This window comes from Streptomyces sp. CA2R106 (assembly GCF_037034245.1).
In the GTDB taxonomy this organism is placed as follows: domain Bacteria; phylum Actinomycetota; class Actinomycetes; order Streptomycetales; family Streptomycetaceae; genus Actinacidiphila.
The window spans coordinates 112,773-136,579 of the sequence record NZ_JBAGKC010000005.1; the positions used below are offsets into that span (position 1 = coordinate 112,773).

21 protein-coding genes are annotated in these 23,807 nt (G+C 71.6%); 13 read left to right on the top strand and 8 right to left on the bottom strand.

Going from position 1 to position 23,807, the window contains the following annotated elements; genetic code table 11:
* The first annotated feature begins 116 nt into the window (after positions 1-116).
* Positions 117-1,511: a helix-turn-helix domain-containing protein gene (locus tag WA788_RS09910; RefSeq protein ID WP_335974472.1), complete on the top strand. Its 1,395-nt coding sequence runs from the start codon at positions 117-119 to the stop codon at positions 1,509-1,511.
* A gap of 326 nt (positions 1,512-1,837) precedes the next feature.
* Positions 1,838-2,896: a glycoside hydrolase family 19 protein gene (locus WA788_RS09915; protein ID WP_435129436.1), complete on the top strand. Its 1,059-nt coding sequence runs from the start codon at positions 1,838-1,840 to the stop codon at positions 2,894-2,896.
* Between the two features lie 108 nt (positions 2,897-3,004).
* Here WA788_RS09915 and WA788_RS09920 read toward each other — a convergent pair whose 3' ends face one another.
* The 3 genes from WA788_RS09920 to WA788_RS09930 all read right to left on the bottom strand — a co-directional run bounded on the left by WA788_RS09920 (position 3,005) and on the right by WA788_RS09930 (position 6,388).
* A complete protein-coding gene (locus tag WA788_RS09920; protein ID WP_335974480.1) occupies positions 3,005-3,646 on the bottom strand; it encodes a hypothetical protein in 642 nt (213 codons plus the stop codon).
* Positions 3,647-4,166: 520 nt separating this feature from the next.
* On the bottom strand, positions 4,167-4,925 hold the full coding sequence (locus WA788_RS09925; RefSeq protein WP_335975222.1) for an ABC transporter permease: 759 nt from the start codon (positions 4,923-4,925) through the stop codon (positions 4,167-4,169).
* Positions 4,926-5,530: 605 nt separating this feature from the next.
* The gene (locus tag WA788_RS09930; RefSeq protein WP_335974486.1) at positions 5,531-6,388 is read right to left on the bottom strand and encodes an ABC transporter ATP-binding protein; all 858 of its coding nucleotides are present in this window, start codon (positions 6,386-6,388) and stop codon (positions 5,531-5,533) included.
* Between the two features lie 237 nt (positions 6,389-6,625).
* Here WA788_RS09930 and WA788_RS09935 point away from each other — a divergent pair, with 237 nt between their 5' ends.
* From WA788_RS09935 to WA788_RS09950, 4 genes are all read left to right on the top strand, one after another.
* The gene (locus WA788_RS09935) at positions 6,626-7,084 is read left to right on the top strand and encodes a lamin tail domain-containing protein (protein WP_335974490.1); all 459 of its coding nucleotides are present in this window, start codon (positions 6,626-6,628) and stop codon (positions 7,082-7,084) included.
* Between the two features lie 361 nt (positions 7,085-7,445).
* On the top strand, positions 7,446-8,435 hold the full coding sequence (locus WA788_RS09940; protein ID WP_335974495.1) for a hypothetical protein: 990 nt from the start codon (positions 7,446-7,448) through the stop codon (positions 8,433-8,435).
* 55 nt (positions 8,436-8,490) lie between these two features.
* Positions 8,491-10,029 carry an amino acid permease gene (locus tag WA788_RS09945; RefSeq protein WP_335974497.1) on the top strand — a complete coding sequence of 513 codons (1,539 nt, stop codon included), beginning with the start codon at positions 8,491-8,493 and terminating at the stop codon, positions 10,027-10,029.
* 71 nt (positions 10,030-10,100) lie between these two features.
* Positions 10,101-10,955 carry a GNAT family N-acetyltransferase gene (locus WA788_RS09950; protein WP_335974499.1) on the top strand — a complete coding sequence of 285 codons (855 nt, stop codon included), beginning with the start codon at positions 10,101-10,103 and terminating at the stop codon, positions 10,953-10,955.
* 35 nt (positions 10,956-10,990) lie between these two features.
* Here the strand turns inward: WA788_RS09950 and WA788_RS09955 are convergent, their stop codons facing one another.
* Positions 10,991-12,355 carry an MFS transporter gene (locus tag WA788_RS09955; RefSeq protein WP_335974503.1) on the bottom strand — a complete coding sequence of 455 codons (1,365 nt, stop codon included), beginning with the start codon at positions 12,353-12,355 and terminating at the stop codon, positions 10,991-10,993.
* Positions 12,356-12,541: 186 nt separating this feature from the next.
* On the bottom strand, positions 12,542-13,309 hold the full coding sequence (map, locus tag WA788_RS09960) for a type I methionyl aminopeptidase (protein WP_335974508.1): 768 nt from the start codon (positions 13,307-13,309) through the stop codon (positions 12,542-12,544).
* A gap of 56 nt (positions 13,310-13,365) precedes the next feature.
* Here map and WA788_RS09965 point away from each other — a divergent pair, with 56 nt between their 5' ends.
* Positions 13,366-13,632 carry a helix-turn-helix domain-containing protein gene (locus tag WA788_RS09965; protein ID WP_335974512.1) on the top strand — a complete coding sequence of 89 codons (267 nt, stop codon included), beginning with the start codon at positions 13,366-13,368 and terminating at the stop codon, positions 13,630-13,632.
* A 96-nt stretch (positions 13,633-13,728) separates the two neighbouring features.
* On the opposite strand, the gene WA788_RS09970 is transcribed toward WA788_RS09965, so the two are convergent.
* Entirely contained in the window at positions 13,729-15,153 is a 1,425-nt protein-coding gene (locus WA788_RS09970) for an MFS transporter (protein ID WP_335974515.1), read from the bottom strand.
* A gap of 172 nt (positions 15,154-15,325) precedes the next feature.
* Here WA788_RS09970 and WA788_RS09975 point away from each other — a divergent pair, with 172 nt between their 5' ends.
* Together WA788_RS09975 and WA788_RS09980 are read left to right on the top strand one after the other, a co-directional pair.
* Positions 15,326-16,048, top strand: a complete 723-nt coding sequence (locus tag WA788_RS09975; protein WP_335974518.1) for a TetR/AcrR family transcriptional regulator — start codon at positions 15,326-15,328, stop codon at positions 16,046-16,048.
* Between the two features lie 465 nt (positions 16,049-16,513).
* On the top strand, positions 16,514-18,937 hold the full coding sequence (locus WA788_RS09980) for an endonuclease/exonuclease/phosphatase family protein (protein WP_443034005.1): 2,424 nt from the start codon (positions 16,514-16,516) through the stop codon (positions 18,935-18,937).
* A gap of 137 nt (positions 18,938-19,074) precedes the next feature.
* On the opposite strand, the gene WA788_RS09985 is transcribed toward WA788_RS09980, so the two are convergent.
* Positions 19,075-19,719, bottom strand: a complete 645-nt coding sequence (locus tag WA788_RS09985; protein ID WP_335974522.1) for a TetR/AcrR family transcriptional regulator — start codon at positions 19,717-19,719, stop codon at positions 19,075-19,077.
* A gap of 62 nt (positions 19,720-19,781) precedes the next feature.
* Between WA788_RS09985 and WA788_RS09990 the strand changes: the two genes are divergently transcribed.
* From WA788_RS09990 to WA788_RS10000, 3 genes are read left to right on the top strand one after another with little or no spacing between them, the layout of a single operon-like run.
* Positions 19,782-20,714: an SDR family NAD(P)-dependent oxidoreductase gene (locus tag WA788_RS09990; protein ID WP_335974526.1), complete on the top strand. Its 933-nt coding sequence runs from the start codon at positions 19,782-19,784 to the stop codon at positions 20,712-20,714.
* A 59-nt stretch (positions 20,715-20,773) separates the two neighbouring features.
* Positions 20,774-21,256: a cytidine deaminase family protein gene (locus WA788_RS09995; protein WP_335974529.1), complete on the top strand. Its 483-nt coding sequence runs from the start codon at positions 20,774-20,776 to the stop codon at positions 21,254-21,256.
* A gap of 19 nt (positions 21,257-21,275) precedes the next feature.
* Complete coding sequence (locus tag WA788_RS10000) at positions 21,276-21,701, top strand: hypothetical protein (RefSeq protein WP_335974532.1); 426 nt, start codon at positions 21,276-21,278, stop codon at positions 21,699-21,701.
* Between the two features lie 70 nt (positions 21,702-21,771).
* Here the strand turns inward: WA788_RS10000 and WA788_RS10005 are convergent, their stop codons facing one another.
* Positions 21,772-22,182, bottom strand: a complete 411-nt coding sequence (locus WA788_RS10005; protein ID WP_335974537.1) for an SRPBCC family protein — start codon at positions 22,180-22,182, stop codon at positions 21,772-21,774.
* 508 nt (positions 22,183-22,690) lie between these two features.
* Between WA788_RS10005 and WA788_RS10010 the strand changes: the two genes are divergently transcribed.
* On the top strand, positions 22,691-23,728 hold the full coding sequence (locus WA788_RS10010) for a glycoside hydrolase family 16 protein (protein WP_335974541.1): 1,038 nt from the start codon (positions 22,691-22,693) through the stop codon (positions 23,726-23,728).
* Positions 23,729-23,807: the final 79 nt, after the last annotated feature.

Genomic DNA, 23,807 nt, shown 5'->3' on the forward strand with positions numbered 1-23,807 from the left:
CGCGCCAACAGTTGTACGGCCCGCCCCCGACGCACCCGCCCTCCCCCGCACCTGCTTTCGCCGTTCGGGTACCCGAGATGCTTGGATGAAGGCAACGGCGTCAAGGGGAGGAAGCGTTGTCGGATGCAGCAGAGCCCGGGGAGACCAACGAGTTCGCAACACTGTTGCTCGAACTCAAGAACCGCTCCGGCCTGAGCTACGGAGCCCTCGCCAAGCGGCTGCACATGAGCACCTCCACCCTGCACCGCTACTGCAACGGGACCGCGATCCCCACCGAGTACGCCCCGGTGGAACGCCTCGCCCGCGCCTGCCGCGCCACCCCGCAGGAACTCGTCGAACTCCACCGCCGCTGGGTGCTGGCCGACGCCATCCGGCGGGCCAAAGCCGCGCAACCCGGCCCGCCCCCACCCCCGGCCCCGAGCGCCCCGATCCCGGCACCGGAGCACCCCGGCCCCGACAGCCCGGAAGGCTCGGACACGCCGGACGACTCGGACCGCCCTACCACCGGCACGACCACCGCCCCACCGGACCAGCCGGGCGAACCGGCCCACCTCGCGGCACCGACCGCTCCGGACGAGCCCGTCGTCTCCAGCCTCCCGAGCAGCCCCACCTCCCCGCGCCGACGCCGCACCGCTCTGATCGCGTCCGCCGCAGCCGCCGTCATCCTCGCCACTGCCACGCTTGTCACCCACCCGTGGAGCGGCAACGACCACGACTCCCGGGACCAACAGGCGGTCGGCGCCACGGCGAACAGCACCGCGAACGACGCCGCGCCACCCTCCCCCACCTCCTCCCCAACCAGCCCTCACCGCACCCCCACCTCCTCCCCGTCGACCAACGGCTCCGGCGCAACCGGCACTCCGCATCCCAGCTCCACCCCCACGACAACCGCTCCTCCCGACACCCTCGGCAACGCCACTCCTGTCACGGTCGGCGTCCGTCCCTACGTCTACGACAGCCCGTGCAGCCAGCACTTCCTCGTCGACAGCGAACCCGCCCAGGTCGGCCCGCCGGCGGGCGAACAGGACGCCACTCGCTGGGCCGCGGCCTACGGCGCCGTCTCCTCCGACGAGCAGCGCGTCGCCCTCACCGTCCAGGGCACAGGCTCGGAAACCGTCGTCCTGGAGGCCCTGCACGTCCGCGCCCTCACCAAGAGCGCACCGCTCGCCTGGAACGACTACTCCATGGGCGTCGGCTGCGGCGGCGGCGTCGACTCCAAGTCCTTCGACATCGACCTCGACAACGGCAGCCCCACCGTCACCGTCAAAAACGGCCAGCGCGACTTCCCCTACAAAGTCAGCGAGTCCGATCCCGAGGTCTTCTACGTCACCGCCCACACCAAGGCACACGATGTCCGCTGGGACCTCACCCTGGACTGGTCCAGTGGCAGCCACCACGGCACCGTCCACATCGACAACAACGGCTCCCCGTTCCGCACCAGCGCCGATGTCGACCGCCCCGGCTACGACTACCCACTCGGCAGCAGCGACTGGATCACCCGCGACAGCTGACCAGCGCCGACCCGTACGCCCTCCGGGACGCCGGGGAGCAGCGCCGTGCCGCTCACGGCATCCGGCCACCCCGCTCATCTCCCGTTCGCTCCCCATCTCGCCCCTCCCTTCTGCCGTTTCACACCCTCTCCGTAACCCCTGCACCACGGACAGCATCGGACACCACCGCGCGCACAACGGGCTCAATCCCACCTCTCACACCTCCCGACCACCACCGAGGATTGGTCTGGACTATTGACAGGTTCAGACCATTTCCGTTTGAGTGCTGCTCCCGGTCCCACTTCGCACCCCCCACTAGGAGTGGTCACGTGTCCAGACAACGGTTCATCGCCTTCCTCACCGCACTCGCGGTAGCGGTCGGCTTGGCTGTCCTGGTCCCCTTCGCATCCACCGCCTCGGCCGCCGACTGCGCGGCCGCTTGGAGCTCCTCCTCCGTCTACACCGGCGGCCAGACCGCCTCCTACAATGGGCACAACTGGTCGGCGAAGTGGTGGACCCAGGGCGAGACGCCCGGTGCCGCCGACGTCTGGGCCGACCAAGGCGGCTGTGGCAGTTCCTCCGGCGGCTCGACCGGCGGCAACGGCAGCTGCAGCTACCCCGCCTGGGTCGCCGGCCAGAACTACGTCACCGGCGACATCGTGCAGTACAGCAACGGCAGCGACTACATCGCCACCCACGACAACCCGGGCTACGACCCCACCATCAGCACCTGGTACTGGAGCCCCTACACCTGCTCCGGCGGCGGCACCACGCCCCCCAGCAGCGGCGGATTCGTGGTCAGTGAGGCCCAGTTCAACACGATGTTCCCGAACCGGAACCCCTTCTACACCTACGCTGGGCTGACCGCCGCCCTCAGCGCCTACCCGGGCTTCGCCACCACCGGCAGCGCAACCGTGCAGAAGCAGGAGGCCGCGGCCTTCCTCGCCAACGTCAGCCACGAGACCGGCGGCCTCGTCTACATCGTGGAACAGAACACCTCCAACTACTCGCACTACTGCGACACCAGCCAGTCGTACGGGTGCCCGGCCGGCCAGTCCGCCTACTACGGACGCGGCCCCATCCAGCTGAGCTGGAACTTCAACTACAAGGCTGCCGGCGACGCGCTCGGCATCGACCTCCTCGACAACCCCAACCTGGTGCAGACCGACGCGGCCGTCGCCTGGAAGACCGGCCTCTGGTACTGGGACACCCAGACCGGGCCCGGCACCATGACCGCGCACAACGCCATGGTCAACGGCGCCGGCTTCGGCGAGACCATCCGCAGCATCAACGGCAGCGTCGAGTGCAACGGCGGCAACCCGGCCGAGGTCCAGGACCGCGTCAACGCCTACGAGAACTTCACTTCCATCCTCGGCGTCCCCGCCGGAAGCAACCTCTCCTGCTGACCTGAGCCCAGCTCCACCCGCGCCCTGCGCACAGACGCGTCCCGCCCCAAGCGGGGCGCGTCGGCGCGTGGCAACGACGATCCTCCAGAACACACCGCCGCCGGAGCATCACCGGCCGCCGACCGCACTGGCCGCCAGGGCCACCGCAGGAGCAGCACCAAACGTCGCGCCCGCGCCGCCTGCCGCTATCTCCTGCGAGCCGGCGCCGCTCACCCGCTCACGAACTCCCTTCACGTAGAAGCGCGTGAACACCACCGGCAGCCCCAACCCCACTATCTGGGCGCCGACACACGACAGCATCCCGGAGTCCACGGCCTCGCAGGCGAGGGTGGCGACCGCGCTGAGCGCGAAGCCGACCGCCCACGCGCTGGTCAGCACCCCGCAGGTGCGGCGAAACACCGGAGACCCCCAAACCGCCGGCGGAGTACGGCGCTTGGCAATGCCCAGGACGAACGGCCGCCGAACGAGCAGCGTCACCGCCGCTATCAGCGCCAGCCACGCCGACGACAGCCCACTCGCATAGTCGCGCACGGGCGCGTGCGGGTCGACGAAGGCCACCGCGGTCAGCACGCCGAAGTAACCCACCGCGCCGAACTCCAATATTTGCGCGTCCGCGGGCACGCCGGCTCGGCGGTCCTTCGCCAGGAACAGCGCACCCAGCGCGAGTGAGAGGAGCGCCGCCCACGACCAGACGAGCCCCGATACAGCGGAGAACACGATCCAGGGGAAGAAGCCCCGCAACTGGCTCACGACAGCCGTCCTTTCCGTTAATATGCGAATTCACGGTCTCGCGGGATTTCCCGCTGCTCGAAAATTTACGGGCGAGACCGCGCCGTGTCGTCCACCCCAGGGTTGATTCGCAGGTGGAGAAATTTGTCCACCCTGGCTCCACCCGTGGGTTGACGACATATCGCGCAGCGCGTCGTAGCGTTGACCAAAACGAAGGCGAATCGCGCTTGTTCGGCACGGCCGTTCCCTCGTTTCCTTCCCACGGCTCGAACACGAGAATGCGAGGCCGCCATGTCCATGAATATCAACCAAATTCGCCGTCGGCTCCGAGGCCGGCGCGAACTCCCCACGATCACGCCGGAACCGCCCACGGACCGGCCTTCCCAGCCCCAGCCCGGACGATTCAACGAGCCGCGCGCACGCGCGATATAGCGGACAACCACGGGAGCCCACCACGCACCGCGGTCAGCGCGGTCAGCGCGGTCAGCGTCGCGCCCCACCGAGCTTCCACCGTTGCACGGCGCTGCCTCGCAGCGCTGCCTCAAGCGTCGTTGCGGCTCTTCCACCGGAAAGTGAACAGACACAGCAGCAGACCACCGACGCACCATGCGCCGAGAACGAGGGCGGTCCGGCCGAACTCCCAGGCGCCGGCCGGTTCGAGGGCGGCCGCGGCCTGCGGGAGGAAGACGCCGCGCAGACCCTGGCAGAGCCATTTGAGTGGAAAGAACGAACCGACCGTGAGCATCCAGTGCGGAATCGTGTCAATCAAGATGTAGACGCCGGAGATGAACTGGAGCACCAGGAAGGGGAGAACGACCACTGAGGTGGCACTGCGACCGGACCTCGGGACGCTGCTGATCGCGATGCCGAGAAGCGCACAGCCGGTGATGCCGAGGACGAACACCCAGCCGAGGGTCAGCCACTTGACGGGCGTGGCGGGCAGATCCACACCGTACACAGTGGTGCCGAAGACAAGAAGGATAGCCGTTTCGAGGATACCCGTGGTCAAGACCAGCCAGATCTTTCCGAGGAAGTACGCAGCCGGCGGCATGGGGGTGCCGCGCAGCCGCCGCAGGACTTTCTCGTCCCGCTCGATGGCGATCGAGATGCCCAACGACTGAAAGCTGGTCGACATGATGCCGGAGGCGATCATGGATGTGACGTAGTACTGGGAAGCGCTGGTGCCGGTGTTCTTCATGTTGTCGCTGAAGATCGAAGCGAAGAGGAAGAGGAAGATGATGGGGAAGGCGAAAGTGAAAACAACCTGCTCGCGCTGGCGGAAGAAGAGTTTGATCTCCATCGCGCCTCGCAGCAGGCCGAGTTGCCAGGCCCCGGGCAATCGCACACCGCCGGTGGCGCGGCCGGGCCCCGCGCCAGCACCGGCCTGCGGCCCAGGGCCGCCGACATCCGCCGGCCCGGCAACGGAAGTGGGCACGGTCTCGGACCCGGGAGCCGGCGCAGGACCAACGCCGGGCATGGGCACTGCCCCGGGGTCGGCCACGGACACCGGATCAGCGACGGACACAGAGTCGGACTCGAACGTGGGAGCGAGCCCGACGCCGAACCCGGACCCGGACCCGGCAGCGGGCTCAGCGGCGGCCACCGGCTCAGGGCCGCCCTCGGACGTGGGGCCCGCGCCAGCCCCAGGGCCGCCCTCGGACGTAGGGCCCGCGCCGACCCCAGGGGCACCCTCGGAAACAGGGCCCGCGCCGACCACGGCACCGCCCTCGGAACCGCCCACGGAAGCAGGACCACCCGACGCCCCTGGTTCAGCTGCGACCCCTGGCTCGGCCCCGGCCTCGGCCCCCGGTTCAGGACGGTTCTCGGTACCACCCTCGGGATCGTGCCCGGGACCACCCTTGGGGCGACCCTCGGGATCACGCTCGGGAGAAGGAACGGGAGCAGTCATCGCGGGGGCTCCTGTCCGATGAGGCGCAGGTAGACGTCCTCGAGGGACGGTCGGGTGACCCGTAGCCCGGGGATCTCGCCGTCGAAACGCCGGGCGAGTTCGGTGATGGTCCGGGTCGGGGTGTCGGTCTCTTCGGCGCGCGGGGTGCCGTCGGGTCCGGTCCAGTGCACGGTGGCGCGTGCGTCGGCTCGGCCGGCGAGGGTGCTGGGGGTGCCCACGGCGACGACGCGGCCCGCGGTGACCACGGCGAGCCGGTCGGCGAGGGCTTCGGCTTCTTCCAGGTAGTGGGTGGTGAGGATGATGGTGGTGCCCTCGTCGGCGAGGGAGCGGATGAGTTCCCAGAACTGGCGCCGGGCGGCGGGGTCGAAGCCGGTGGTGGGTTCGTCGAGGAGGAGGAGCCGGGGGTTGCCGATGACGCCGAGGGCGACGTCGAGGCGGCGGCGTTGGCCACCGGAGAGGGCCTTGACGCGGCTGGCGGTTTTGGGTTCGAGGCCGACCAGCGCGATCACCTCGGCCGGGTCGCGGGGGTGCGGGTAGTAGCGGGCGAAGTGCCGTACCGTCTCGCCGACGGTCAGTTCGCTGACTGCGGACTCGTCCTGCCAGACGATGCCGACCTGCGCTTTCCATGTGCGGTCGGCGGTGGCGGGGTCGGCGCCAAGGACGTTGACCTCGCCGCCGTCGCGGGGGCGGTGGCCCTGGAGGATCTCCACGGTGGTGCTTTTGCCGGCACCGTTGGGCCCGAGGATGCCGAACACCTCGCCGGTGCTGATGTCCAGGTCGAGCCCGTCGACGGCGAGTACGTCACCGTAGCGCTTGCGGAGCCCCCGTACGTGTACTGCGTCCCCCTTTGACATGTGAACAGTGTGCCGCGCGGCGGGAGTCCGGTGAACGGGATCGACGGAATGGCGTGAGGGCCGGTGTACGGGGGTGGCTGGTGGGGGTGGGCGGGTGGTTGAGGAGGGGGGGTGGGTCGGCGATGTGTCCCGGTTGGGTAACGGGCGGACGGTGCGCGGGGTTCGTCCTTACTCTGACTGTCCTACCGGGTTTGCCAGGGGGGCGCCCGGGTTCGATCTGGGGACGTCAGGGACATCATGAAGCGATTTCGCATGCTCGCCGCAGGGGCCGTGGCCGGGGCTGCTGTGGCCGGGGCGGTGCTGGTGCCGACGCCGGCGAGTGCGTCGGCCGGGTCCGTGCACCTGTACAAGATCTACTACAACAGCCCGGGGGTGGATCGGCGGACGAACGCCAGCTTGAACGCGGAGTATGTGCAGATAGCGAACACCACGAGCAAGGCGGCGAATCTGAAGGGGTGGACGCTGACGGATGCGTCGAAGCACAAGTACAGCTTCACGAATTACACACTTGGCGCACACAAAACCGTGACCATTCACACCGGTAAGGGGCGGAACACGGCGGCGAACCGGTATCAGGGGCGCTCGGCGTACGTCTGGAACAACGACAAGGACACGGCGACGCTGAGGTCGGTGAAGGGCGCCAAGGTCGACAGTTGCTCGTACAACTCGACGCGGGTGGCCTACAAAATGTGCTGACGCCGGTCGGGTGGGAGGGCGGTCGGCCGGAGGGACAGTTGGCCGCACTCCCACCGTTTTCGGGCGGGACCTTTGGTGGCCTTTGGCGGTCATGCCGCACCATTGCCGCATCAATGCCGCAAAGGCGAGCCGCGCGCGGGAGCACCTTGGCAGGTATTTGACACACCGTTAAATCCACTCGTAGAGTCATCCCCCGTCAACTCGGAGTAATTCCCCATGCCATGGGCGGCGCAGAGCGGAATTTCCGTTGTGGCGCATCCCAAGAGCCGTGACCACCCCCGCTCCGTGCGGGGAGACGGCTTGCCCCTCGGCCACGGGGATACGCGCCGACGATGGAGATCGAGGACGGGGATGCACGGTGATGGGCCGGCGCCAGCGCGAGCCACGAAAGAGATTACGGACCCCGTCCTTCGAGGGGCGGTACATCTGGCACTCCGCGGCCGACGACCGCCAGTTGGCCGACGCGTGTGTGGATGTGCAGGCCGGCCGTTATCTGAGCACGTCGGAGGTCCTGCGGGCGGCTAAGGACGACTTCGGGTTGCGCGCGCACCGCTCGCTGGTGCTCGCCGCCGAGGCATGGGACTCGGACCTGACGGAGCGTTGGGTCGCCGAGGAGCCGAACGCCGAGTCCGCGCTGTTATGGGCCCGGGTCGCGGTCCTGCGTGCGGTGCGCGCCACGGACACCAAGGATGACCGCGCTACCGCGCTGTACCGGATCGCCCACACCGCCTGCCAGCAGGCGGCGGAGCACGCGCCGGACGACCCGACACCGTGGGTGGCCCAGTTGTCACTGGCCCGCTTCCACCGGTCGTTCGACCCGGCCCCGCAGGGACTGTTGACCGCACCGCCCGGCCCCTGGCGGCTGCTGCACCACATCCTGCGGCTCGACCCCTGGAACCGCGAAGCCCACCACCGCTTCCTGTCCATCTACTTCCCCCGCAACGGCGGCAAGGCGTCCGAGGTCTGGGACGTGGCGGCCTTCCTCAGCCAGCGTGCCCCCAGCGGCTCGGCGCTGTCCCTGCTCCCGCTGGTGGCCCTGGTCGAGAACTACAACCCCTCGGCGCCGCTCGCCTACAAGCTGTGGGAGCAACCGCCCTGGAGCACAGCGGCTTTGGGCATCTACCACAAGTGGCTCCCCCACGTGCCCGAGTACCGCTTCACCCCGGTGGTGGACCTGTCCTACCTCGCACACGCGCTGGTGATGGCGCGCAAGGAGTTCGAGGCGCGGGCGGCCTTCATGCTGATGGGCCCGTACGCCTCACGCATGCCCTGGAGCGCGTTCGGCGCCCCGGAGGAACAGCTCACGAAGGCCCGCGAGGCGTGCGGCCTCACCGTGCCCGGCAGTCCGTGAGCCCGACCTGTACCGACCGATCGACCGAGACCCCCCACCAGAACGGATAGTTCGCATGTCCGACCCCGCACTGCACACCCGCTCCGGCAGGACAGACCAGGCGCCGCCGGCCGCCCTCGACGACGACGCCACGCTCCACGCGATGGGCTATCCGCGGAAACTGACCCGCCGATTCCGGGCATTCGACAATTTCGCCATCTCATTCACCATCATCAACATCATATCCGGCATCTTCTCCGCGTTCGGCATGGGTATGGCCGGCGGCGGGCCGCGCATCCTCGTCTTCGGCTGGATCGGCGTGTCGGTCATGGTGCTCTTCGTCGGCGCCGCCATGGGCGAGATCGCCTCGGCCTACCCGACCAGCGGCGCCCTCTACTTCTCCGCCGGCAAGCTGGCCAAGCGGCACAGCGGCGCCTGGTCCTGGTACACCGGCTGGCTCAACTTCATCGGCCAGGTCGCCGGCACCGCCGCCACCGACTACGCCGCCGCGACGTTCATCCAGTCCTACCTGGCCATGCAGTGGGACTACACCCCGACCCTGCACAGGACCGTCCTGATCACCGCGGTCATCCTGCTGGTGCACGCCCTGCTCAACACCTACACGGTGCGGTTGGTCGCCCTCATCAACCGGATCTCCGTGTGGTGGCTGATCGCCGGCCTGCTGATGATCGTGATCTCGCTGGTCACGGTGCCCTCCCACCACCAGCACCCGGGCTACGCGTTCCACTACGCCAACACCACCGGCTTCCACAGCGCGCTCTACGCCGGGCTGCTCGGCCTGCTGGTCACCAGCTGGACGTTCACCGGGTTCGACGGCAGCTTCCACATGTCCGAGGAGACCGTCCAGGCCACCGTCAACGCACCCAAGGGCATCGTGCGCGCCATCGGCTACTCGGCCCTCACCGGCCTGGTGCTCATGCTCGCCCTGGTCTACTCGATCCACGACTACGCCGGCGAGGTCTCGTCCTCCGCCCCGCCGGTGCAGATCCTGCTCGACGCCCTCGGCCAGGGCCTGTCCAAGGCGATCCTGATCGTCATCATCGGCGCGATGCTCTTCTGCGGTCTGGCCAACATGACCTCCAACACCCGGATGATCTTCGCCTTCTCACGGGACGGTGCCATGCCCGGCTCGCAGCTGTGGCACTCGGTCTCCCCGCGCACCCGCACCCCCGTCAAGGCGGTCTGGCTCGCCGCGGCCTCGTCGCTGGTGCTGGTCCTGCCGGGCTGGTGGTCGCACACCGCGTTCAGCGCCGTGGTCAGCGTCAACGTGGTGGGCCTGTTCCTCTCCTACGGCATTCCGATCTTCCTGCGGCTGCGGCTGAAGGACCAGTTCGAGGCCGGGCCGTGGCACCTGGGGCGCTGGAGCACACCGGTGGGCATCGTCGCCGTGGCGTGGATCATCACCAGCAACGTGCTGTTCATGCTGCCGCAGGCCACGCCGATCACGGCGACCACGTTCAACTACGCGCCGATCGCCCTCGCGGTGGTCCTGGTCATCGCCACGCTGTGGTGGTTCGCCACCGCCCGCAAGTCCTTCCACGGGCCGGTCAGTTACGGCGGCCCCGACGAAGTCGCCGCGATGGACCTGGTCTGAACGAGCCCACCCGGCGCCCAGCAGCCCGACGCAGGACCGGCCGGCACGCGCCGGCGGAAGGAGCAGCACGCATGCCGACCGACCTCATCGTCACCCAGGCGACCCCCGCCGAGTGGGACGAGATCGTGGCGTGGACCGCCGCCGAGGGCTGGAACCCCGGCCACGGCGACGCGGCCCACTTCCTGCCCAGCGATCCGGCCGGCTTCTTCGTCGGGCGGCTGGACGGACGCGTCGTGTCGGCCGTCTCTGTCGTCGTGTACTCCCCGCAGTACGCCTTCCTCGGCTACTACCTGGTCCACCCCGAACTCCGCGGCACCGGTCTGGGCCTCGCGACCTGGAACGCCGCCCTCCCCCATGCCGCCGGGCGGGTGATCGGACTCGACGGGGTACCGGCCCAGCAGGCCACGTACGCGCGTGCCGGGTTCGTCCCCGCCTACCGCAACGTCCGCCACACCGGCCGCCCCCGTCGGTCCGGTGCGACGCCGGACCCCGCCGCCCTCGCGGTGGCGCCGCACCACCACCCGGCGATCGCGGCGTACGACCGCGGCTGCTTCCCCGCCGCCCGGGCCGGCTTCGTCTCACGCTGGCTGGACGGCCCCGGGCACACCGCTCGGGTGCTGCTCGGCGCCGACGGCCGCGTCCGCGGGTACGGCGTGATCCGCCCGGCGCACCAAGGCCACCGCATCGGCCCGCTGTTCGCCGACAGCCCGGAAGACGCCGCGGTCCTCTTCGACGCGCTCGTCGCCACCCTGCCGCCCGGCGCCGAGGTGGCCATCGACGTGCCCGACCGCTATCCGGCCGCCGCCGAGCTCGCCACCGACCGCGGCCTGACCGCCACTTCGGAGTGCCTGCGGATGTACACCGGTCCGGCCCCGGCCAGCCGGGTCGAAGCGGTCTACGGCACCACGACCCTCGAACTGGGCTGAACCCAGGGCCGAACGGTGCCCCCGGACCCCGGCGGCTACGGGACGGCGCCGCGTGAGCGCACCACCACGAAGGCAACGGCCGAGGCGGCCACCACCGCGGCGGACGCGAGGAAGACCGAACCGGTGCCCGCGAGCCCGGCCAGCGCGCCCAGCGCCGCGGCATCCACCGCCTGGGACAGGTCCATCGCCATGAAGAACGTCGAGTTCGCCAGCCCGCGCCGCGACTTGTCGGCAGCCAGCACCGCCAGCGCGCTCATCCCGGGCTGCGCGGTGCCCATGCCCCAGCCGTAGAAGGCGCCGCCGGCCATCAGCACGCCCAGGTCCGGCGACCAGTAGACGAGCAGCAGTCCGGCCACCACCGCCAGGATGCCCGCGGCGATGGTCCGCGTCACACCGAACCGCCGTTGCAGCCGGCCCCCGCCGATCCGGGCCACCGCGAGCATCACACCGCTGGCGGTGAAGAACAGGCCGGAGTTGGCGATGCCGCGCCCGGTCGTATAGGCGGCCATGAACGTGTTGATCGCGGCCACGCCCGACATGATGAAGAACATGATGGCCGCCGGGCGGGCCGCGTCCCGGTCCACCAGCCGGCTCCACCACGGTGGCCGGGCGGCCTCGGCACCGGCACCGGATTCCCCACCGGTAGCGGGCGCCTTGCCGGCAGCCCCGCCCGCACTGGCACCGGCACCGGCACCCGAACGCGCGCCCCCGCCCGTACCCGAGCCGGTATCCGCGTCCGCCGCCGCACCCGAGCCCCCCGCCTCCCGCTCCCGCTCCCGCCGGTGCTGCGCGGCCACCCTCCCCAGCGGCAACCGCACCAGCAGGTTCACCCCCGCCAGCACGAACACCACCACGAACGCGGCCCGGTAGCCGTACGCGTCCACCAGCGTCAGCGCCAGCCACGGCGCGAAGATCTGCGCCACGGTCTGCTCGATGCCGAGGTACCCGATCCCCTCCGACATCCGGCTCTCGGGGATCAGGTCGGTGGCGAGGGTCATCACGGCGGTGCCGTTGAAGCTGAACCCCAGCCCCTGCAACGCGCGTACGGCCAGCAGCAGCCACACCGGCAGCGCCAGGACGTAGAGGCCGGTCGCGACGAAGTAGAGCACCGAGCCGACGAGCATGACGGCGAACCGGCCGCGCGCGTCCACCAGTTGCCCGGACAGCGGCCGGACCACGACCGCGGCGGCCATGTAGAACGTGGTGGTGAGCCCCGCCTCGGTCAGCGACACCCCGTTGTGGAGGGCGTACAGCGGGACGACCGTGATCAGCATGTACGTGCAGATCCGCAGCAGCCCGTTGGCCGTCATCAGGCTCACGAACGGCAGGGTGAAGATCGGTTCCTGCCCCCGCCCGGCCACCGCGACGGCGGCGGCCGGCTCCGCGCTCGCGTCACTCACGCGTCTCGCTGCCTCTCCTCGGTCTCCCCGCCCGCGGAAACGCGACTGCGCGGATTTTCTTACCGTCGGCAATTACCTTAGGTCATTAGTTTGACTAAGGACAGCCCGGACGGAGGTACGGCGGCAGAGACCGGTGGACCTACGGCGACGGTGGCCGCCGGCGACGGAGCCGGCGGCGAGCCCACTTCACGGCAGGGTCAGCACCCGCGGCCCCTCCTCCGTCACGGCGACGGTGTGCTCGATGTGCGCGGCGCGGCTGCCGTCGACGGTCCGCAGGGTCCACCCGTCGGGGTCGGTGACGTACGCGTCCCTCCCACCGGACATCAGCATCGGCTCGATCGCCAGCGCGAGGCCGTGCCGCAGCCGGTAGCCGCGGCCCGGGCGCCCGCGGCCCGGCACGGACGGGTCCTCGTGCATCTGCCGCCCGATGCCGTGGCCGCCGAAGTCCGCGGGCATGCCGCAGCCGACCGCGCGCGCCACCTCGCCGGTGGCGTGGCCGATGTCGCCGATGCGGTTGCCGACGACGGCGGCGGCGATGCCCGCGTCGAGCGCGCGCCGGGTGGCGTCGATCAGCTCGACGTCCTCGGGGCGGGGGGTGCCGACGATGAAGCTGATGGCGGCGTCACCGGTCCAGCCGTCGAGTCGGGCGCCGCAGTCGATGCTCACCAGGTCGCCGTCGCGCAGCCGGTAGCCGTCCGGGATGCCGTGCACGATGGCGTCGTTGACCGAGGCGCAGATCACCGCGGGGAACGGGGTGGGCGCGAAGGACGGCCGGTAGCCGAGGAAGGGCGACGTCGCGCCCGCCTCGGCCAGGACCGCGCGGGCGGCCTCGTCCAGTTCGATGAGTGACACGCCGACCGCGGCGGCCGACCGCGTGGCGCCCAGCGCGTTGGCGACCACCCGCCCCGCCTCGCGCATCGCGTCCAGCGCCTCGTCCGTCTTGATCTCGACCATGGGCCGTTCTCCCCATTCTCATACCGGATAAGTATCCCGGTATTAGTATCACGTCCATGGTGCGAACTCCCCTCACCCCCGAAGAGCGGGCCCGCGGCGAGCGCCTCGGCGCCCTGCTGCGCGCAGCCCGCGGCGACCGCAGCATGACCGCCGTCGCGGCGGCCGCCGGCATCTCCGCGGAGACGCTGCGCAAGATCGAGACCGGCCGCGCCCCGACCCCGGCGTTCTTCACGATCACCGCGCTCGCCGGCGCCCTCGGCCTGTCCGCCGACCGCCTCGCCGCGGAGTGCGCGGCGCCCGAACACGAGCCCCTGAGCGCGTAAGGGCTCGGCACCCCGCCCACCACGGCAACCGCCCGCCCGCACCGCCCGGCCGAAGCCGGACGACACGAGCGGGCGGTGCGCCGTGCCGCACCCCCCTCACGCCGCCGCGGCCGCCTCCGCGATCTGCTCCGCGCTCGGTGCCAACCGCGGCGACAGCGCGGTGACCGCGATCGCCACCACCATGAACGCCGCCGCCACCAGCAGGCCCCGGTGGAACCCGGCCACCAGCGCGTCGCTCTGCGCACTGCCGTGCGCCAGGTCGGAGGTGGTCTTGGAGGTGGACAGCGTGGTGACGACGGCGAGCCCGAGCGCACCGCCGACCTGGTTGAAGGCGGTGACCACACCGGAGGCGGCACCGGCCTCGTGGGCGGAGACGTCGGCGACCGCGGCGATCTGCGCCGGCACCGCCACCGACGTGATCCCCGCGCCGAACAGCAGCAGCCCGGGCAGGAGCTGGCCCGCGTACGGCCCGTCGGCGCCGGCCGTGGTGAGCAGCAGCAGCCCCGCGGTGCTCAGCAGCGCGCCGCCGATCTGCACCGGCCGGGTGCCGAACCGGGTGACCAGCGGGGTGGCCGCGACCGCGCCGAAGATCGCGGTGCCGCCCATCGGCAGGAACTCCACCCCGGCGTGCAGCGCGCTGCCGTGCCGGACCTGCTGGAGGAAGATCGCGGTGAGGAAGAACATCGACAGGAAGCCGGCGCCGTTGAGCGCCAGCGCGCCCCCGGCCGTGCTCAGCGCACGCGAGCGCAGCAGCCGCAGCGGGACCAGCGGCGCCACGGCGCGCGACTCGACCACAACGAAGCCCGCCAGCATGGCGGCCCCGGCGACCAGGCAGCCGATCACCTCGGGCGAGGACCAGCCGACCGGCTCGGCGCGCACCACGCCGTAGACGACCGCGAGCAGGCCGCCGGTGCCGAGCAGCGCGCCCGGCAGGTCGAACGACCGGGTGCCGGTGCGCGGCGGGAAGTGCCGGACGAACATCGGCGCGGCGACCACCAGGCCGATGACGATCGGCACGTTGACGATGAACACCCAGCGCCAGCTGAACGAGTCGACCAGCACGCCGCCCGCGACCACACCGAGAGTGCCGCCGAGGCCGGCGAGCCCGCCCCAGATGCCCATCGCGATGTTGCGGCGCCGGCCGTGCTCGAAGGTGACGGTGAGGATGGACAGCGCGGCCGGGGAGAGCAGCGCGCCGCCGAGCCCCTGCACCGCGCGGGCGGCGATCAGCAGTCCGGGCGAGCCGGCCAGGCCCCCGGCGAGCGACGTCAGGCCGAACAGCACGAGCCCGGCGACGAAGATCCGGCGTGCCCCGAGCAGGTCGGCCGCGCGCCCGCCGAGGAGCAGGAAACCGCCGAAGAGCAGGGTGTAGGCGCTGATCACCCATTGCAGGCCGTCGGTGCTGAAGCCGAGGTCGGAGCGGATGTCGGGGAGCGCGACGTTCACGATCGTCACGTCGAGCACCACGATGAACTGGGCGAGGGCCAGCACGGTGAGCGTGGCCCAGGGACTGCGTCGCATGGCGTCTCCGCAGGTAACTGGTGTGAGCAGATCCGGACAGCCCGGACCGGGCGGGCAGCCGTCGATGTGTACGACGTATGCTTACGGAGTCACCATACATGGAATGTGTACGCCGTAAACCATGGGCCCGACGCAACGGCCCCGAAGCACCGGAAACGACCGGGGAAGGCGGATGCCGGCGCTGCGTACGATGTACACCTACGAGCCGATCGGAAGGCGAGAGATGGCCGCGCACAAGCGACTCAACCGCGACGAGCTGATCGCGACGGCGCTGGCCGTGACCGATGCCGACGGACTGGACGCCGTCACGATCCGGCGGGTCGCGCAGCAGCACGACGTGACGCCGATGGCGCTCTACCGGCACTTCCCCGACAAGGACGGCCTGCTCGACGCGGTCGCGGAGAGCCTGCTCGCCTCGGTCGAGCTGCCCGAGCCGGACGACCGGCCGTGGTACGAGCAGCTGGAGGACACGCTGGCCGCCGTGCTCACGGCACTGGTGCCGCATCCGAACGCCGCCGTGCTGCTGCTCACCCGGATCACCGGGAGTGAGCCGGGCCTCGACCTCACCGAGCACGTGCTCGCGCAGCTCGACGCCGGGGGAATGAACGTCCAGCAGTCCGCCGACAGCGCCTGCCATGTGCTCGCGGCACTGATCACGCTGGTGGTCGGCGAGCCCGGGAAGACCTCCGGCGACGCGGAGGACCAGGAGGCCGCGGTGCGCGCCGACCGGGCCCGGCTCAGCTCCCTGTCGCCGCGCCGCTATCCGCACATCGTCGCCGCTGCCGAGCCGCTGTCGGCGTGCGTGAGCGCCGAGTCGTACTACCGGCGCGGCGTCGAACTGATCGTCACCGGCCTGCGCGGCCTGACCGGCGCCGCACGGCCGTCGGCAGGGTGACCACGGCGCGCCCCGGCCCCGACTCCCCGCCCCGGCCCGCCCCGTTCCGCCCGCTCCGCCCGCTCCGCCCGCTCCACCCGCTCCACCCCTTCCGGCCCGGTCCGCACCCCGGCGGAAGGCGGTGCGCACGCCTGCTGACGCGCCCCGCCCGCACCGCCCGTCCCGAACGCCCGCTCCGCACCAGGGACATGCGGCGCGACCCCGCCGGCAGCGGCGGGTACCGAGAATTAACTCCGAATACCTTCTGCGGTCAGATCTACGCGCGTATCTTGAGCGCGTTCGCGCGTGTCTCCTCCTCCCTCCCCGGGGGCGGTGCGCCCGCGGCACCGTAAATCGCCCACCGCACAAAGGAGATCCACTCCGGTGTCGCACTCCCCTGAGGGCGCCTCGCGCCCCGCGAGACCCGGTACGACCGGCCCGGCCGAACCGGCCGCGTCCGCCACGCCCGCGCCGCGCCCGGCCCTGCTGCGCAAGCGGGTCCTGCCGTTCGGCATAGCCGGCGCGGTGGTCCTGGCGGGGATCGGAGTCCACTCCGCCTTCGCCACGCCGTCCGCCGACGCGGTCGTCGCCGAGGTGTACGGCGGTGGCGGCAACTCCGGCGCCACGTACACCAACGACTTCGTCGAGCTGGCCAACTCCGGTGCCTCCGCGCTGGACCTGAGCGACTACAGCATCCAGTACCTGTCCGGCTCGCCGACCGCGACCTCCAAGTGGCAGACCACCGCGCTGACCGGCTCGCTGGCCGCAGGCGGCCGCTACCTGGTCGGCGAGGCCGCGGGCACCGGCGGCACCACCGCGCTGCCGACGCCGGACGCCACCGGCACCATCGCGATGTCCGGCACCTCCGGCACCATCGCCCTGGTGCAGGGCACCGACGCGCTGACCTGCGTGACGGCCGCCGACTGCGCCGCGGACTCCCGGGTGAAGGACCTCGTCGGCTACGGCACGGCCGTGGTCCACGAGGGCAGCGGCCCGGCCGCCGGCGCGAGCAACACCGCGTCGGTCGCGCGCGGCGCCGGCCTGGCCGACACCGACGACAACGCCGCCGACTTCACCGCGGGCGACCCGACCCCGCAGAACTCCGCGGGCACCGGCGGCAGCGACCCGACGTCGCCGCCCACCACGCCGCCCACCACGCCGCCGACCTCCCCGCCGGCCACGGTGAAGATCCACGACATCCAGGGCGACACCCGGGTGTCGCCGTACGAGGGCAAGGCGGTCAGCGGCGTGACCGGCATCGTCACCGGTGTCCGCGCCTACGGCTCGTCGCAGGGCTTCTGGTTCCAGGACCCGAACCCGGACAGCGACCCGCGCACCAGCGAGGGCATCTTCGTCTACACCAGCTCCACTCCCACGGTCTCGGTCGGCGACAGCGTCACCGTCGCCGGAACGGTCTCCGATTACTACCCCGGCGGCTCCACCGCCGGCGGCCAGGCCGTCACGGAGATCACCAAGCCCACGGTGGCCACGGTCTCCAGCAACAACCCGGTGCCCGCCCCGGTCGTGCTGGACGACAAGGAGGTGCCCGACTCCTTCGCACCCAGCGCGGGCGGCGGTTCCATCGAGAGCCTCCCCCTGCGCCCGTCCGAATACGCGCTCGATTTGTACGCTTCCCTCGAAGGGATGAACGTCCAGATCGGCAGCAGCCGGGTGGTCGGCGCCACCGACCCGTACTCCGAGCTGTGGGTCACGGTGAAGCCGAAGCAGAACCCGACCAAGCGCGGCGGCACCCTCTACACCGGCTACGACGCCCCCAACTCCGGCCGCCTGATGGTGCAGTCGCTCATCCCGACCTCCACCTCCGCGTTCCCGACCGCCAACGTCGGCGACACGCTGAAGGGCACCACTACCGGCCCGCTGGACTACAACCAGTTCGGCGGCACGTACGCACTCCAGGCCCGCACCCTCGGCACCGTCAAGAGCGGCGGGATCACCCCCGAGGTCACCGCGAAGGCGTCGTCGGACCAGGCGACCATCGCGACGTACAACGTGGAGAACCTCGCGCCGGACAACGACCAGTCGAAGTTCGACGCCCTGGCCAAGGGCCTGGTCACCAACCTGCGTTCGCCCGACGTGGTGGCGCTGGAGGAGATCCAGGACAACGACGGCGCCAAGGACGACGGCGTGGTCGCCGCCGACCAGACGCTGACGAAGCTCACCGCCGCGATCAAGGCGGCCGGCGGCCCGAGCTACCAGTGGCGTGAGATCGACCCGGTCAACGACAAGGACGGCGGCGAGCCCGGCGGCAACATCCGCTCGGTGTTCCTCTTCAACCCGGACCGGGTGAGCTTCGTCGACCGCGCCGGCGGCGACGCGACCACCGCGGTCGGCATCACCGGCACGGGCGACAAGACCGAACTCACCGCCTCCCCCGGCCGGATCGCGCCGAACGACTCCGCGTGGGACAGCAGCCGCAAGCCGCTGGCGGGCGAGTTCACCTTCCGCGGCAAGAAGTTGTTCGTGATCGCCAACCACTTCGACAGCAAGGGCGGCGACCAGGGCATCGACAGCCGCTTCCAGCCGCCGGTGCGCAGCTCCGAGGTGCAGCGGGTGCGCCAGGCCATCCTGGAGCACGACTTCGTGGCGCAGTTGGAGGCCGCCGACCCGAAGGCCGACGTCGTCGTCCTCGGCGACCTCAACGACTACCAGTTCTCGCCCGCGGTGACCTCCCTCACCGACAACGGCAAGGCGCTCACCGACCTGGTCAACACCCTTCCGGCCGCGGAGCGCTACTCCTACGTCTACGAGGGCAACTCCCAGGTGCTCGACCACATCCTGGTCAGCCCCGGCCTCGGCAAGCACGCGGACTACGACGTGGTCCACATCAACTCCGAGTTCGCGAACCAGACGAGCGACCACGACCCGCAGATCGTCCGGCTGAAGCCGTAACTCCCCACCGCACAGCAGTTCCCGGACGGCCGGCGGCGGCAACGGAAGTTGCCCCGCCGGCCGTTCGCCGTTCGCCGTCCGGGGGGCCGGCGATCCGGCGATCCGGCGACCACCCGCCGCGGATGAGCCGCCGCGGATCAGCCGCCGCGGACGAAGAGCGCGACCGCGTCGGCGATGATCGCGTCGACCTGGTCGGCCGGCATGCGGCGCGAGGTCACCAGCGCGGCGATGCCCTGGAAGGTGGCCAGGACGATCAGCAGCAGGCGCTCGGGGTCGCCGGGCCGCAGCCCGCCGGACGCGTGGCCGCGGCGGACCAGCTCGTCGATCAGCACATACGGGCGCTCGTACGTCTTCGTGTCCGGCCCCTCGTCCTGCTTGACCGACATCATCAGGCCGAGCAGCGCGGCGTGCTCGGTGGCGAAGCGGACGTAGCTCGTCGCCACCGCGCGGAGCTGCGCCCCGAAATCCTCTCCCGCGCCGTCCGCCCCGTCCCCCGCGTCCCCGGCCTCCGCCCCGCGCACCTTCCCGCGCGCCTTTCCGCGTACCTCGTCGACCGCCGCGGCGATGTCCGCGCCGAGCCGGGCGAAGCCGACCTCCGCGAGCGCGTCGAGCAGCGCCTGGCGGTCGCGGAAGTGGCGGCTGGGGGCGCCGTGGCTGACCCCCACCTGGCGCGCGAGGTCGCGGAGCGCGATCTGCTCGGCCCCGCTCTCACGAAGGGTGCGCTCGGCGGCCGCGAGCAGGGCGGCGCGCAGGTGTCCATGGTGGTACGGGCGGTCCGGCATGCTGCCAGCATACGACGATGTTGTCATTGACATCATTGTAGGCAGCGCCTACTTTGGAGGGCATGACGACATTCACCTCCTCGGACCTGCCGGACCTCGCCGGCGGCACGGCGATCGTGACCGGCGCGAACAGCGGCGTGGGCCGCGCCACCGCCCACGCGCTCGCCGGAGCCGGCGCCCGCGTCGTCCTCGCCGTGCGCGACATCGCGAAGGGCCGCGACGCGGCCGCCCGCATCCCGGGGACGACCGAGGTCCGCGAACTGGACCTCGCCGACCTCGCCTCCGTACGGGACTTCGCCGCGCGCTGGGAGGACCCGGTCGACCTCCTGGTCAACAACGCCGCCGCACCGCCGCCGTCCGGACTCCGGCACACCGCCGACGGGTTCGAGCTGCAGTTCGGCACCGGCCACCTCGGCCACTTCGCCCTGACCAACCTGCTGCTCCCCCACGTCACCGGCCGCGTGATCACGCTCGCCTCCCAGGCGGAACGGTTCGCGCACCTCGACCTCGCCGGACTCGACGCCCTGGCCGCGATGAACCGCGGCCCGGCGCAAGGGAGTCCGGCATCCGCCCCGTACAAGCCCTCGCGCGTCTACGGCCAGCTGAAACTGGCCAACCTCCTGTTCACCGCCGAGTTGCAGCGGCGCCTGACGGCCGCCGGGTCCGGCGTGCGCGCGCACGCGGCGCATCCCGGCTACGTCGACACCGCCATCTACCGCGAGAACGGGCGCGTGTCCAAGGTCATGCTGCGCCTGCTCGCGCAGAGCCCCGAACAGGGCGCCCTCCCCGTCCTGTACGCGGCCGTCGCCGACCTGCCCGGGAACAGCTTCACCGGCCCCCGCCACCTGGCCCACATGCGCGGGTCCGCCGAGCTGATCCGCCGCTCCGAGGCGGCGCAGGACGCCGAACTCGCCGGCCGGCTGTGGACCCTGTCGGAGCAACTGACCGGCGTCGGCTGGCCGCTGGGGTCCGACCGGGCCGGCTCCCCCGTGTGAACCGCCGGGCAGGGCAAGCTGGGGACCGACCGACCAGACCCCACCCGAAGGCGCGAACGATGACCCCACCGAGCCCGAGCCCCAACTCCAGCCCCGACCCCAACCCGGCCGCGTCCACGACCGCACCGCACCCGGTCGACCACGAACTGGTCCGCGCGGCCACGGCCCTCGCCGCCACCGCCTGCCGGGGCGACAACCACACGGTCGCGGCCGCGGCCCGCGCCCGGGACGGCCGCATCGTCACCGCCGTGAACGTCTACCACTTCACCGGCGGCCCCTGCGCCGAGCTGGTGACGATCGGCGCCGCCGCGACCCAGGGCATCGACGACCTCGTGGCGATGGTCGCCGTGGGCGACCGCGACCGCGGGGTGATCCCGCCGTGCGGCCGCTGCCGCCAGGTGCTGCTCGACTACTTCCCCGCGCTCCACATCGTCGTCGGCCCCGCGGACCGGCTGCGGTCCGTCCCAGTCGCCGAGTTGCTGCCCGAGAGCTACGTGTGGGCCGACCACCAACTCGACGCGTCCCAAGACGCGCCCGAATAAAGGGAGTTACGATCGAAAGGTGGCGCGCAGCAGCTCCCGGCCCCGCCGGCTCACCGTCGGTGACACGACGTTCCTGTGGTCCGTCCGGCACCGGCACGACGGCGAGCCCGGGCGCTGGACCGACTGCCGCGAAGTGCTCTGCGTGCGCCGGCTCGACACGCGCGGCGGGCTGCGGATCGTCTTCCGCGGCGGCCCCGGCCGGCTCGTCCCCGACGGCTACGCCCCCTCCGGCGCCGTCGGCACCGCGGACGGCCCCTGGCTCAACCTCCACGAACCGGGCACCGTAAGGGCGTTCCTCGACGAGGCCACCGCACGCGGCTGGGACCCCGCCGCCCCGGCGCCCCAACAAGTCGACGGCTGGCCCCTGTTCAGCGCCGCGGCCGCGCGCAGACGAAGCACGGCACCTGGTGCGGCCTCGGGTGCGCCGCCGCACCGATCCCCCTGAGGCCCGGCTCCGGGCGCGGCAGCCCGCACGCCACGCGCACCCCACGCGGGTTCATGACCGGGGTCGGGCCCTACGCGGACTCCAGCAGGTCGCGCAGCCGCTCCAGGTCGGCGGTGACCATCGCGGCGTCGCGCGCGAAGTCGGCGTCGCTCGTGCCCGGTTGGCGGCGCAGCGTGAAGACCACCACGCTGCCCACGCCGTCGGCGATCACCCGGACCGGGTTGTGGACGGTCTCCCCCGACGGCAGTGTCACGTCGTGGTCGAGCACACCCAGCTCGTTGTGCGGGGCGAAGGCCACCACGACCCGGCCCATCGGCGAGTCCGCCGCGACCCACTCGCCCCCGACCTGCTCGATCGATCCGCCCAGCCCGCGGGCCCAGGCGGGCAGGTTCGCCGGGTCGGACGCGTACGCGTAGACCTCGCCGACCGCGCGGTCGATGTACACCCCGATATTCCGTGACCCCGCACCGTCGTTCGCCATACACCCGATCCTAGGGCGGCCCGCCCTCCGCCGTCGCAGGCCGCGCGGAACACGCCGCCGCCCGCCGCACCCGGCGGGCGCGCCTCCGCCGGGGCACCCGGGCATCCCCGCCGCTCCGGCCCCGGAGGAGCCCGGCACCCCGGATGCGCGGGGCGGGAGTTGCGCAGGGTTTGTGTGGGACGCGCCTGGCGCCGGGGACACGGGTTGACGGGGCGAAACCGGGGCACTAGACCTTCTGTCTGACCAGAAGAGAGCGCTCTCACAGAGCGGTGCGGCCTGTACACGGTCCCCCACCCGGACAGGAGCAACTCATGGCAGCAATATGCCCGCGGCAGGCGCGGGAGCCGGGTCGCAAACGGTTCCGGCCGCCCCCGGCCCGCCGCGAACCGCACGCGTGGCCGGCCGCGCACCGGGCCGCGGCGCGCCCCGTGAACCGCGCACGCCTTCCGGTCACTTCGGCGCCGACGGGCGCTACCCCCCACATTTTCCGATCGGGACAGGAGACCACATGTCCAGCGGACCACTGCCAGAGCAGGAGATGACGCAGGGCGCCCCGCCGCTGACCGGCCGGGCCGCGCGGCGGCGCCGCAGGTCGCGGGCGCGGCTGGCGCTGACCGCGGTGGCCGTCGCCGCGCTGAGCCTCGCCGGGATGACCGCGGCGACGGGCACCGGCAGCGCGGCAGCCCCGGCCTCGCACGCCGCCGTCGCCGTCGCGCCCAGCGACGTGCCCGCGCCTCCGGCCGGCTTCACCACCACCTGGAGCGACGACTTCAACGGCGCCTCCGGCACCGGCGTGCCCTCCTCGGACTGGAAGTACGACACCGGCCCGGGCAGCAACTTCGGCACCGGTGAGATCGAGACGATGACCGACAGCACGTCGAACGTGTACGAGGACGGCAACGGCCACCTCGTGCTGAAGGCGCTGCACGACGGTTCGGACCCGGCCTCCGGCTGGACGTCGGGCCGGATCGAGACGCAGAGCGACAGCTTCGGCGCGCCCGCCGGCGGCGTGGTGATGATGCAGTCCTCGATCCAGCAGCCGGACCTGACCACGGCCAACGGCGCCGGCTACTGGCCGGCGTTCTGGATGCTCGGCTCGACGCTGCGCGACGGCGTGACCTGGCCGACCTCCGGCGAGGTGGACATCCTGGAGGACATCAACGCCCGCAGTTCGGTCTTCGGCACCCTGCACTGCGGCACCAACCCGGGCGGCCCGTGCAACGAGTCGACCGGCATCGGCTCCGGCGAGCGCGCCTGCTCCGGCTGCCAGACCGGCTACCACACGTACGCGGTGCAGATCGACCGCTCGACCTCGCCCGAGCAGATCCGCTGGTACCTCGACGGGCAGAACTACTTCACCGTCAACTCCACCCAGGTCGACGCCACCACGTGGGCGAACGCGGTGGACCACCCGTTCTTCATCATCTACGACCTGGCGATGGGCGGCGGCTTCCCTGACGCGTTCGGCGGCGGCCCCAACGCCTCGACCGTCTCCGGCGGCCAGATGAACATCGACTACGTGGCGGTCTACAACAAGGCCCCGTAAGGCCACCGGTCGCAAGTGCCACCGCACGGGACGCGGGTGGGCCGGGCTGACGAGCCCGGCCCACCCGCCGCGTTGGCCG

Coding starts and splice junctions, on each gene's coding strand:
- WA788_RS09925 (WP_335975222.1), bottom strand. CDS start 4,925: ATGGAGATCAAACTCTTCTTCCGCCAGCGCGAGCAGGTTGTTTTCACT.
- WA788_RS09930 (WP_335974486.1), bottom strand. CDS start 6,388: ATGTCAAAGGGGGACGCAGTACACGTACGGGGGCTCCGCAAGCGCTAC.
- WA788_RS09935 (WP_335974490.1), top strand. CDS start 6,626: ATGAAGCGATTTCGCATGCTCGCCGCAGGGGCCGTGGCCGGGGCTGCT.
- WA788_RS09940 (WP_335974495.1), top strand. CDS start 7,446: ATGGGCCGGCGCCAGCGCGAGCCACGAAAGAGATTACGGACCCCGTCC.
- WA788_RS09945 (WP_335974497.1), top strand. CDS start 8,491: ATGTCCGACCCCGCACTGCACACCCGCTCCGGCAGGACAGACCAGGCG.
- WA788_RS09950 (WP_335974499.1), top strand. CDS start 10,101: ATGCCGACCGACCTCATCGTCACCCAGGCGACCCCCGCCGAGTGGGAC.
- map (WP_335974508.1), bottom strand. CDS start 13,309: ATGGTCGAGATCAAGACGGACGAGGCGCTGGACGCGATGCGCGAGGCG.
- WA788_RS09965 (WP_335974512.1), top strand. CDS start 13,366: ATGGTGCGAACTCCCCTCACCCCCGAAGAGCGGGCCCGCGGCGAGCGC.
- WA788_RS09970 (WP_335974515.1), bottom strand. CDS start 15,153: ATGCGACGCAGTCCCTGGGCCACGCTCACCGTGCTGGCCCTCGCCCAG.
- WA788_RS09975 (WP_335974518.1), top strand. CDS start 15,326: ATGCCGGCGCTGCGTACGATGTACACCTACGAGCCGATCGGAAGGCGA.
- WA788_RS09985 (WP_335974522.1), bottom strand. CDS start 19,719: ATGCCGGACCGCCCGTACCACCATGGACACCTGCGCGCCGCCCTGCTC.
- WA788_RS09990 (WP_335974526.1), top strand. CDS start 19,782: ATGACGACATTCACCTCCTCGGACCTGCCGGACCTCGCCGGCGGCACG.
- WA788_RS09995 (WP_335974529.1), top strand. CDS start 20,774: ATGACCCCACCGAGCCCGAGCCCCAACTCCAGCCCCGACCCCAACCCG.
- WA788_RS10005 (WP_335974537.1), bottom strand. CDS start 22,182: ATGGCGAACGACGGTGCGGGGTCACGGAATATCGGGGTGTACATCGAC.
- WA788_RS10010 (WP_335974541.1), top strand. CDS start 22,691: ATGTCCAGCGGACCACTGCCAGAGCAGGAGATGACGCAGGGCGCCCCG.